Here is an 11,199-nt window from a genome sequence, read left to right as displayed (position 1 = left end):
CGCGGGGTGGAGCAGCCCGGTAGCTCGTCAGGCTCATAACCTGAAGGCCGCAGGTTCAAATCCTGCCCCCGCAACCACTTCTTATTCCCCCCCATAATATCTTCTAGCTTTCCCGTAATAGTAGCTTTACTCTTCACAGAAATATGCCAAACGCAGAGAATAATATGCTCAATAAGCCTCATTAAAAAAGCTTATAAAATTAAAAAAAATCCATACTATTGTCTCTTTACATTGCAAACATTCTAAAGGCATCAATGAAATATCATAGATAAACGAGACCCTGTATCAAAAAAACATCTCACTTTACTCTTCTAAAGTTCAAAAAAAAATAACAAAAGCTCTCTCTCAACACACCGTGAAAACAAATCATGCCAAAAAAAGACCTATGAGCGGCTTTGGGGCTGGATCGGATGTCTTCTCATCCCTAAAAGAACGCAATAGGACTCATAAGGGGTATGCTACTAATGAAGCAGAGATAGGCAGAGAATGCTTTCTTCTCTCTAAAACGATAAATCTAAAAGCTCTTCTTAATACTGGAAAACAAAAATAGCATGCTGATTTTTTGTCTCTTAAAAGCCGGCAGAACATTCTTGTAGCAATTTTATAATAAAGAAGTTCAGAGGAATCACCGTTTGTGAAAAAGTGAACACTAAATAGCTAATAGCTTGAGATAATACCTTACAACTAACAGCCTAACCCTTACAATAGGGTTTGTTCAACTAAAACTATAGCTCTGTAATTTTTGCACTTAAAAGGCTCGAAGAAGCTAAACTAAAAGAGGAGCTGCTTTCTTTTACGCTTTTACCTTTCCTTGAACTTAATCACATGTCTATGCGAAGGGCACATATCCCTATCCTCTGTATAAGGAGCTACAAATCGGATGATTTCTTACCCTACCTTAAATATACTTTTGTGCAAATTACTTTAAAGGTCGTGTTTTATTTTATTCGAAATGCTTTTATGGAAAGGCTTATTGAGCTAAGAGCAAGGAAAAAAACGTATAAGGTTCCAGTGATAATGAAGAACTTATCGATGAAGTTTATAATCTTATCTTATTTAATTTCTACTAAATCACCATCAAGCACTATAGGATATTCAGTCGTTTGAAAAAAGGATTTTATTTTTTCAGAGCTTGAGGAGCGAATAAATTGAGATTTCTGCATAAAGCAAACATGGAAAAATTGTGATTTATTGATAATGTCTTTTATCAGATAAGAGGATGAGAGGGATGATAAAAGGACATTTCTTTCAATATCGTAACGTGAATCAATAAACAATAAAACGCCAACACCGTTCTCAAATTGATTGACTATAATGAGTTGAATATCTGTAGCCAAAAGAGTGCAACCTTGAAGATTTAAGACATTTGTAAAATCGTGTACAGAAATTGAAGTTCCCATAATATTATAAAAAGTTGGTGTTCTTCCTTTCAGGTGTAAGGTATGGCCATGATAGCCACAATCGCATGATTGATCATATGCAATATGAACAACATCACCTGTGGCGTGTTCAAGTAATGGTGCATCTTCAGGATAAAAAACAGAGACAATTAATTCATCATTTTCAGGATTTGACTTTACTTGAATGTGATCATAAAGATGATAAATGTCACCATCAATCTTGGAACACTGGAATCCTATTGGACCAGTTTCTTGGGTGGTAAAGCTAAGAGGTTTAATATCTAATTCAAGGATTATGTCTTTTATTTTCGACACAGATTCAGCTTGAAAGGCTTCTCCAAGATAGAATAGGTTTTTTAGAGTTTTTAATTTTTGCTTCCGAGATATTGTAATAAGTTTATCCGCAAAACTTGGAAGGCATATGATGGTATCGATAGAAAATTCTTCGATAGCTGAACTCAAAGTTTCAAGATCAACCATAGAGGCAAATGGATAATATGTTACTTTGAGTAGTCTACAAATTTCATGTACAAATAAAAATCCCCCCCATAATCCTCCAGCTGTGAGACAATTTGCAACGGCGTTTACAGAGCAATCTTTAAAGACAGTTTCGAGCTTCTTTGCCGCAGAGTGTGTTACAAACTCATAATTGAGCCATTTATGGCGAAGTGTTTTGGGCACCCTTGTTGTGCCCCCAGTAGCAAAAATTATATGTGACATTGAAGTTCCTTATTTTTTTTAGTTTGCATGAGGCAAAGGCAAGAAGCAAAGGCGGAGATACCAACAATCATGCAAAAGGTGAAAGCGATGTGATTGTTGAAATGGCTGATGATCCATCCACTTGTCCATGAGCCGGCAGCTTGGCCAATATTTGAAATAACAAGAATATAACTAAAAAGAACACTGGCAGAGAGGGATGTAGTTGTTTTCCCTGCTTGATAGTATATTTCTGGAACCATGACAGATTCATAGACACTGTAGGCAATTAACGCAGTCACAGCGGTAAAGACGCCACCCATGAGGAAAAATGCAGCGAAACTTCCCATAAGCCATAATAGGTAGAAAGTTGATTTATCAGAAAGGCTGAGATGTTTATTGATTATTCCTTGCCAGATACAAATACTGATGCCAACAATTGAAAAGAAAATTCCACTATAAGGGGCGAGATTTCTGTCAAATTTACTGAGAAGTGTTGTGGTGGTGATGAAAATTCCCATGAGGAATGTACAAAGCAAAGCCGTGACCAGCAAATAAGCAATAGAACGATTATGTATTATTGTTTTTAAAGAAGAAAGAAAAGGATTCTTTATTTTTTTATTCTTTTCAAGAGATAATGTTTTATGTGGGTAATGATAAACAATTTGAATGGATAGAACACAAAGATACAAACCAATGAGTGCAAAAAAAAACATTAAGAAGGTCGATGCGTTGTATTTTATGGCACTTGTTGCAACAAGAGGGGCGATAACGACAGCAGCATTTTGAAAAAAAGAATAGAGAGTTAATGCGCGTTTAAGAGCATTTTCATTGAGATGTTCTGATAAAATTTCTCTCAAAAATGGCTTTGAAATTGCTTTCGAAAAAGCCATTAAGGTAAAAAAGATCAACCATGCAGAAGGTGTGAGCGATAGGATAATGCACACAAAAGCGCTACTCCTTAAAATAAAGGCGGTAGCCATTAAGAGTTTACGCGAAAATCTTTCTAATAAACCTGTTGTGGTTACCATGAGAATGCTTTCAAGGATTACTGATCCAGCGAGATAAAAAGCGACATTGGCAGCAGTTATGAGAGAAGAGTTTCCAAGCAAAGGGAGTACAAAGAAAAAGGAAAATTCAGAAAGAAAAACTGTGCTATAGATGAAAAAAGTTATTTTATTTTTGCCCATGGAATTTCCATAGAAGTGTCGTTAAATGATCAAATACATTTTGTTGTATCTCTTGAGGAAGTTTTGTCAGCCCTGTTTCTGCTGTGCACATTTCGTTGAAATAGTATCCTTCTTGATTTACCAGCCAGTCCACTGCAAGAATATTGTTTTTTGTTTTTTCTACGATGTTTTTAGAAATACCGAGCATTTCAGGATAGAATTTTTTCTTGCCATATGCGGTTATAAAAGCTGCTTCAGTAAGAATCGTATTTTTGCCGCCGCGTGCAACATTTCCAATATAACCGTCTCCTTGAGGTGTGCGAAATTTCACAAAACAGAGTTTTCCTGATATGAAGAAAAATCTTACATCCTGTGCATCCTTTACAAAAGGCATTAAAAAATATTCAGAAGAAGAAGTTGAAATCAGATTTCCTATACTCATTGCATGTTGTAATCCATCTGATTTAATGACACCAAATCCCATTCCTGAGCTAACGGGTTTGAAAATGAAAGATTTATATTCTGATGAAACAAAAGATGTGATTGTAGGTACTGTTTGTTTATGATAGCCACACATCGTGAATGGAAGCACTGGAGCTCCTAGCTTACGTGCTAATGCCATTTGTGCAATCTTATCCCACTCAAGATTTTCTATGCCATAAATGCATTCGTTAAGAAGGTGTGTACCACTTATCCTAAAATAATTTCTTAATGTGAGACTGATGGCTCTTGCTTGTGGGTTTAGATCTGCTTTGGATAAAATATATGCAGAATGATCTGGATTCAGTGGAATACCTTGATATAAAAAAATAAATTCATCTGCATGATTTGCTTTGATAAGGCAGTCTTCTAATTTTAAAAACTGGAATTTTATGCCTCTTTTATTAAACTCTTCTGTATATTCTGAATAGGAATATTCTATATCTTGTGCGTTGGCATATTCTTCTTGCGCAACAATCCAATAAAGTTCCATTGCTAAATCCTTTTCATGACGATATTTGATGGAGAGAAAATATTTTAATTATTTCATCGACTTTGAGAATGTATAAAGCCGCTAACGATTGATATTGGTGTTGAGTGCGTTTCTTTATTATTTTAGCCATGAGCTGATTAAAACGGTCTTGTGGTTTTAGTTGCGTTTGCATGATTTAGAAGAAATCTTTTCTATGTGTTGGTTTCAAAGCCATAGGCTTTAATTGTAATATTGCGGACGCATTTTTATAAGCTGTTATGATCTCAGTAAGCAGAGGAAAGCTCTGTCAATTCATTCATATTTGCTGCAAATGTTTCGAGGTCATGTTTAGTGTGTGCTGCTGATATCGCTACGCGAATAATGCTTTTCTTTTTAGCCACTGTTGGATACATTGCCGCTGTAACCAAAAAACCGCGCTTTCTTAAATTATATGAGGCACTTATCGCTTTGTCTTCAGCACCCATAAAGATAGATCTAATGGGACTTAGCGGTTCCTGTACCTCAATGTTGGAGACTCTTTGATCAAAATAAGAAATATTTTTATGCAGTTCACGTTGAAGTTGGTTAATTTCTTGTGAAAGATGAATATCTGCAGAAGCAAGGCAAGCTGCTATTCCTGGGAGAGAAGGTGGACCACTAAAAATATAATTAAGCGCATATTTCTTAATAAACGATGCAGCTTCTTTGTTGCTAAATGATGCTGAACCACCATGAGAGCCAAATGCTTTTGACAAAGAAGAAATTAAAATAAGATTCTCTTCGTATTTTTCTAATAAATGAAGTGTATAACCACAGCCGTTTTTTCCTATGATTGAGGTGCCATGTGCATCATCCGCATAATAATATCCACCGTAGAGTTTTGCTAATTGGGTTAATTTTTTAACGTCATTTGCTCCTCCCATAGAACCGAGAGAGTCAGATATCAAAACAGGCGTTCTATTTTGTAATTTATTTTCCTGTAGGGTTTTCTCTAGTGTTGCAATATCTTTAAATGGGATTCTTATATAATTTCCAAATTGTTCAAGTATACCACGTAAAATTTGCACTGATGCGTGCGTTTCTTTATCGATAATCCATACAACACCATTTGCTGTTATAGGATATCCTGGAAGTTCTCCTGAACCTAATATGGGCATAACTGCAAGATGGGTTGCACCTACGGAATTAAATATGACAGAGTGGGAATCAAGAAAAATGGTGTTTAGCTTTAACTCAAGCTCATCAAATAATATACATTTCGCACGCGTTCGTGCAGCTGCATATTGCACACCAAATCTCTCTACGGAAGACTTTACAGCATCACTTAACGCTGGATGACGTTCTAGCCCTAGATACGAACATGACATAAAATCAATATAAGTCTTTCCTGATTTAGCTACAATACCGCGCCCTGATGTTCGTGCAACAATCGTAAGGTCATTGAGACCTTGATTCCATATCTTCTCCTGATGATTTTGACTATTTCTAATCCTATTTGATAACCAATTGACATCCCGCACTCTTGTTCCTCCCCATTGCATCTCTTGCGAAGAGAGCACACTAATCTCATCTCCATAGATTGTCAACATATGAATGGGATGAATGATTTTGTAACCTTTTAATGAAATTATATTTTTTAGTGGAGGTTATTCATTCTCTTGAAATAGAGAAGAAAAACGATAGAGTTCGTTAATCATTTTTCAATTCTCTTTTAGCGCATGCGTTGATATTTTCCTCCATGGCGTTGTAAAAAACCTCTCTCAACAAGAGTGCGTCGTAATCGGGCAAAGTCTATCGTAAAGAGGTTGCATATCTTGGAAACTTCCGTTTCGCTATAGATTTTTTCCTTCTGAAAGGCTTCACCAATTTTTGATAGCATCTCTTCTGTTTCTAAATGGCGGTCGCTTAAATTTTCCCTATTCCGCTCATGTTTATTTTCTAGCATTTTCCACACTGTCTCTTCGGCTTGAAATCCTTCTGTTGTGTTGTGAATAAGTCCGAGATTCAAAAGGCGATTGATGGATTTGTGAATGTTTTTGGCATCTGAATCGACATGTTTGAGGATATCAGTAAGATTTTTTGCACCAAGGATAATGGCGGCATAAACAGTACGCAGTGTCGGTGACGTCATGGCAGAGATCAGTGAATTGCGGGTATTGCGTTTGTGAAGGGTTTCTTTCCCCATGGGCAAAAGATCATTGCGAATGGGCAGTTCATTGATTTCTATGAGTTCTGCTTGTAGCGATTGTGCGCGTACAATTTGTTCGGCAGAGGTGCGTTTGCGAATAATCCCCAGACCACCTTGGCGATATTTGTGGTTTTCGGGGAGTGTTAAAGCCTCATAGGAATCATCAAGCCGGTAGAGAATTTCTTCCCACAAAGGAGTTCTGACGCGTCGAACCCGTTGTTCGCCATTGAGAGCAATTGTTGTTGTTATGGTTGGTTCATGTAGACAAAGATAACCACCCGCGGTGATGTGTTCCCAAACTGTGGTAACAAATCGCACATCATCTGCGGGAGTACCAGCATCAAGCCAAGCAAAATCTATTGGTCCCCAAGATTTGAGCGTTTCATCATCGAGAGAGAAGAAATTCTCATGGATAAATGTTACCATGTCTTTTTCAATACCGTCTTGAAGCAGTTTTTGCCATGCTTCTTCGGCTGATTGGCCTTCTGCTGAAAAATCATCAATGGTGATAAGCCGTGGTTCGTAATTTTCAGGAATTCCTGAAGGATCAAGCAAAGCTGTACGCTCTTCCCAGGTGGAAGATTCTAAAAGTTTTTTATCTTGTTGCCATGATAATTTCGCTTTTTGAAGTGCTTTTGCGATAAAGCGCGTACTATCACCAGCACCGATTTCAATGACTGTGTGCGGTCTTGCCATTTGAATAAGCGCATGGATAAGTTGAGCACTATTTTCTGTTCCCATGCCAGGTCTTATCAGCTGCATCTTTTTATCCTTATAATGTGAGCAATCGTAGCATTCCTGCTTTTACAAAAAATTTTATTGAATCTTCTATAGGGTGTTGAAGATGCATTGGTGTGGTGGCTTGCTTCAAGAGATGTTTTGTTTTTTCATGAAGCCGGATTGTGCGCCCATTAAGTTGATTAATGGCAAGAGTGCCAAGAGGAGAATCGATGATACGACATGTTGTCTCTCGTAAAAGAGCTGTTGCATCATTTTCTGAAAAGGCTTTTTGATCTGTTTCGATGAGACCGTGTCGTAGCAGTGATATCAAAAGACTTCCAGAGGCAAGAAGAGTACCATTGAGTTTGATTTCTTTTAAGGATTGGACAAGGCAGCCTTCACGAAGTGCTTCAAATATGGGAAAGTCGAATCCGCCAAATGTTGCTCCTTTTGTAGAAACAATGGTGATGGGTTGTATTTGCCGTTTGCCAATGAGTGCTGGTTTGTTTCTCGTTATCTGTACGTCCTTTGCCCATTGAACGCGTGATAAAGGATTGAGTTCACGTGGGTAGACAGCGAAAGAATTGATGGCTATAGGTGGTGTTGGTTTTTGCAATTCAAGTGTGTGGATGCTTTCATTCAAGTCATGTAGCATATAGTCTGCCAGTTGCCATACATAACCACCTGTTCTATTGTAAAAGTTTAAGCCTATAGGGTCTTGTTGCATGATGTTAAACCGGTTTCTTCTGCTTTGAAATATCAAGTTTTGGCAATGGTTGTTTGCTGGGGTTGTTTGTTCCTCCACACGAGAATGGTTTATCAAAATCACATTGCTTGGTATGGGGTTGCATGGGAGATACAATAATTTGATTAGGTGATGATTTTTATGCCATTTTTGGGCATGGTTTTTTTCGAGAGAAAAGATGGCAAAGTTTGCTAGGCATTCTCCCATTCCTTTTTTTGCAGAGCGCTGTTGACGATAAAACCTAATATGCCTGTGATCATGGTGGCAATGCCGATGATAAGGAGTGTGTATTGGGTGTGATGCACTTTTACAAAACCTGCACTGATAAAACCAATGCACACGGCTGTTTGTATGATAAAGATATAGGCGGGCATTTGACTGTTTCGCTGTTCTTTCTGAATGGCTTTCATCATAAAACTTGCCATGAGTGCATTTTGTACACCGTTGGCACTCCCAAGGATAAAAAATGACAGCATCATGAGCCATATAAGTGGTGTTAAGGAAAAACAGAAAATGGCCAAACCAATGGTTGCAGCAGCCAGTGATGCTCCAGCGGCATTGCCAAGGCGGTGGAAAAGGCTAGAGAAACAGAGTGGACCAACCACAAGGCCAAGACTGATCATGCTGCTGATCATTCCATAAGTTTGTGCACTGAAGGATAGCTCGGTGCGGATGCGGACAATCGACAATACATTGAGGGTGGAGGTGAGGATGATGGTAATGATGAGGGGGGCAAGAGCAGAGACAACCTTTTTTTTACGCAAGAGCCCTTTTAAATCTAGGCCCTTTTTGGTTGGCTGTGTTGTGCTTGTTGTTGGCACATGCATTTTTAAACTTTTAAAACAGCAAGTGGTGATTAAGGCGGCACAGAGAACCATGATGGATAGTGCAAAGAGCCCTTTTTGCCCGTTTGATAAACCATACAACATGCCTCCTAACAGTGGTCCAGCAATATAGCCAAGATTACGGACTGTTTGGATAATGCGGTTGATACGGTCTAATTGCTGATCATTTTTTGCGAAGTCAGGTACGGCAACGAGGATAGCAGACCAAAACAGTGAACCTGCACAACCCAGTGCGAAAGAAAGAGCAATATAAAACCAAAACTGGTTGGCGATTGCGGCTGTAGCTATGAAGAGTGCTTCAAACAATAAAACAACAGTCACTGTGTGCGCTGGCTGGAAGCGGTGCAAAAGACGCGGGGCAATGGGACCTGCACAAATTCCTCCTATAAGCCCTGCAAAAAGCAGCATTGAAATGGAGGCTGTACTTTCTGCTAAGTGTAAAGCAAAAGTGACTTGAGCCGTTTCATCGGCAAAGCTGCTTAAGCCCAAAACAAGGAAAAGTCCTATTTGGGCGAAAATTATGGATTTTTTCTTTGTCACAATGCTCCCCAAGATGCTAAAGCTTTTACGGTTTTTAAAATTTCTTCCTGCGCATATCTGTAGGATTTATCATTTAATTTTGCTAGATCTAATTTTTTTTCTAATGAAAGTTGGGAAAGGAAGCTCTCTAAATGAGAGCTATACTCGAAATTGGCACAATGCCCATTTGCAGCGATGAGGAGTTCTTTTGTTTCTAGTAAGGGCACCCATTGGAGGGTCGCGAGTGGGCGCAGAGTGATTTCACTTTCAATTTCGGAAACGTCAATAAGGGGGCGCTTGACACATAAACGTGAACTTGTATCGCAAATTAATTGAGAAACAAGCATATGGCGTTTTAAGGTACCATGTGTGATGGCAGAGTTTAGTGCGGAGTGCTGAAAAGCATTATCAGGGTTTAAATTTGCTCTTCCTGATGTGCGGATATCATGTCGCGTTCGATCATCAAGATGGAGTAAATGCTTGACATAATCTCTATGGTGTTGTGCATCATGTGCTGTTTCCCAAAAAGCGACATTGATATTTACAGCAATCTTTTCTCCCGTTTCGGCAACATGGAAGGCATCATGAGGAAAATAGGCAACGCGGTCTGTCCGATTTTGCAGCGCAATTGCTGTTGTTTTATGTTGCTCATATTCAGGATATTTTAGCCCTTGGAGGTCTCTTCGTGTGCCAGGCCAAGCAAACATTGTTTTGCCATCCTGTAGAGTAAAACCAAAATTATGGGCGTGATCCACATGGACTCCAACATAGGTAGAAGAATATCGGCCGATGAAGCAGTCAATATCCACGCGTCCACCGGGTCTAAAACCTAAAGAATGTGCTAATTGATCTGCAAACTTTTTTGCTGCATCCCATAGTGCAGGGGTTGCAGCGTATAACCCATAATACATGACTGCCCATTCTTGCCCTTCGGCATATTGATCAACGCGGGCAGTATACTCTTTTATAGTCCTATCCGTCTCTAAAACAAGAAAGTTTGGAAGAGGATGTGGGCTCCGCACGCCATTAACCACTGTTATGACTTCGGATTTAGGATTAGACGCTGAGAGTTTACAAGGATGTAGAGCGTATTGCCTTAGAGCGTCCAACACATCCCTTTCAGTGAAAGGGATGTGTGAAATTGACAATTCAGCTGCTTGCTTAGCCCAAACTTTTTGAGCAAAGTCCTCTGAAAATAATTCAAACATGCACTTAAATATGCTTAATTTTTTAAAGTTTGATGGATAAGCAGATCTGTATTAACAATACATTCTTAAACTTCGAGAGAACCATTCATATCAAGTTCATCTTGATATACTTGAATATCGCTGCGCTGAGCGTATTTACTCCCTCCCCTTACTGGCTCAATCTCTTCAGCAGCTAACTCAATAACATCTTTTACTTTATTAAGTGAAATATTCATATATTCCTCCCCTTATACTCCCCTTATAATTGATAAAAATACATGATAATTTAAATGAAAAACTACCACATTTTAACGCGTAGCATGGATTTATTTTCTTGTCAAATGCTATGTTTATTTAAAATATTTCTTATTTTTTGAGGTTATATCATTGTTGTTTTGAGAGATTTTTTAGCAATATCACAGGAGGATGATATTCGCTTTTTTCTTAACAACAAAGAGATGCATGATTTTTTTTGCTTCTTCTTTGAAGGGATACACTGCATATAATGAAGAGCTCTCTACGTTCTTATAAAAAGATAGATTTTTTTCTTCGAGGATTTTTGATTTTTAAGGAAGATGAGCACAATATTCTCTCATCATTTGTGTATTTTGCTTTCAAGTTTGAATTTTAAAAAGCTTTGTCTGAATATTGTAAGGTCGTAAGTTGCCATTTATACAAAAAGCTTTTCACGCAGGTGTAATAAAAAGCTGCACTATGCGTGCAGCTTTTTATTGGTTTTATACTTTTTGAGCTATAAGTTTTTAAAGCATGAAAGTGT

Annotated in this window: 9 protein-coding genes and 1 tRNA gene; 1 reads left to right on the top strand and 9 read right to left on the bottom strand. The window is 38.2% G+C overall.

Translation table 11 applies throughout. The features are described from left to right. A tRNA-Met gene (locus ACFINU_RS08410) sits at window positions 1-77 on the top strand. A 975-nt stretch (window positions 78-1,052) separates the two neighbouring features. Here ACFINU_RS08410 and ACFINU_RS08405 read toward each other — a convergent pair. From ACFINU_RS08405 to ACFINU_RS08365, 9 genes are all read right to left on the bottom strand, one after another. Further along, a complete protein-coding gene (locus ACFINU_RS08405; protein WP_375618744.1) occupies window positions 1,053-2,120 on the bottom strand; it encodes a hypothetical protein in 1,068 nt (355 codons plus the stop codon). After that, on the bottom strand, window positions 2,108-3,286 hold the full coding sequence (locus ACFINU_RS08400) for an MFS transporter (protein WP_375667558.1): 1,179 nt from the start codon (window positions 3,284-3,286) through the stop codon (window positions 2,108-2,110). Before ACFINU_RS08400 ends, ACFINU_RS08405 begins: the two co-directional genes overlap by 13 nt. Beyond that, complete coding sequence (locus ACFINU_RS08395) at window positions 3,273-4,238, bottom strand: RimK family alpha-L-glutamate ligase (protein WP_375667556.1); 966 nt, start codon at window positions 4,236-4,238, stop codon at window positions 3,273-3,275. Before ACFINU_RS08395 ends, ACFINU_RS08400 begins: the two co-directional genes overlap by 14 nt. Window positions 4,239-4,501: 263 nt before the next feature. Next, window positions 4,502-5,737, bottom strand: coding sequence for an aminotransferase class I/II-fold pyridoxal phosphate-dependent enzyme (locus ACFINU_RS08390; protein ID WP_375667554.1), 1,236 nt, complete (start codon window positions 5,735-5,737; stop codon window positions 4,502-4,504). A gap of 191 nt (window positions 5,738-5,928) precedes the next feature. Then, window positions 5,929-7,167 carry a DUF2087 domain-containing protein gene (locus ACFINU_RS08385; protein ID WP_375618739.1) on the bottom strand — a complete coding sequence of 413 codons (1,239 nt, stop codon included), beginning with the start codon at window positions 7,165-7,167 and terminating at the stop codon, window positions 5,929-5,931. A 10-nt stretch (window positions 7,168-7,177) separates the two neighbouring features. Beyond that, window positions 7,178-7,852, bottom strand: coding sequence for a hypothetical protein (locus ACFINU_RS08380; protein ID WP_375618738.1), 675 nt, complete (start codon window positions 7,850-7,852; stop codon window positions 7,178-7,180). A 209-nt stretch (window positions 7,853-8,061) separates the two neighbouring features. Then, on the bottom strand, window positions 8,062-9,255 hold the full coding sequence (locus ACFINU_RS08375; RefSeq protein ID WP_375667551.1) for an MFS transporter: 1,194 nt from the start codon (window positions 9,253-9,255) through the stop codon (window positions 8,062-8,064). Next, entirely contained in the window at window positions 9,252-10,442 is a 1,191-nt protein-coding gene (locus ACFINU_RS08370) for a hypothetical protein (RefSeq protein WP_375667549.1), read from the bottom strand. Before ACFINU_RS08370 ends, ACFINU_RS08375 begins: the two co-directional genes overlap by 4 nt. Before the next feature lie 65 nt (window positions 10,443-10,507). Beyond that, window positions 10,508-10,657 (bottom strand): hypothetical protein, encoded by a 150-nt coding sequence (locus tag ACFINU_RS08365; RefSeq protein WP_375639779.1) that lies wholly within the window; start codon window positions 10,655-10,657, stop codon window positions 10,508-10,510. Between the last annotated feature and the right edge of the window lie 542 nt (window positions 10,658-11,199).

It is taken from the genome of Bartonella sp. AC130YNZD (assembly GCF_042196865.1).
Taxonomy (GTDB): Bacteria; Pseudomonadota; Alphaproteobacteria; order Rhizobiales; family Rhizobiaceae; genus Bartonella.
This window is presented reverse-complemented; position numbering and strand designations above follow the sequence as displayed.

Bases quoted from the DNA above. Each gene is read 5' to 3' on its own strand.
- ACFINU_RS08405 (WP_375618744.1), bottom strand. From the start codon at position 2,120: ATGTCACATATAATTTTTGCTACTGGGGGCACAACAAGGGTGCCCAAA.
- ACFINU_RS08400 (WP_375667558.1), bottom strand. From the start codon at position 3,286: ATGGGCAAAAATAAAATAACTTTTTTCATCTATAGCACAGTTTTTCTT.
- ACFINU_RS08395 (WP_375667556.1), bottom strand. From the start codon at position 4,238: ATGGAACTTTATTGGATTGTTGCGCAAGAAGAATATGCCAACGCACAA.
- ACFINU_RS08385 (WP_375618739.1), bottom strand. From the start codon at position 7,167: ATGCAGCTGATAAGACCTGGCATGGGAACAGAAAATAGTGCTCAACTT.
- ACFINU_RS08380 (WP_375618738.1), bottom strand. From the start codon at position 7,852: ATGCAACAAGACCCTATAGGCTTAAACTTTTACAATAGAACAGGTGGT.
- ACFINU_RS08370 (WP_375667549.1), bottom strand. From the start codon at position 10,442: ATGTTTGAATTATTTTCAGAGGACTTTGCTCAAAAAGTTTGGGCTAAG.
- ACFINU_RS08365 (WP_375639779.1), bottom strand. From the start codon at position 10,657: ATGAATATTTCACTTAATAAAGTAAAAGATGTTATTGAGTTAGCTGCT.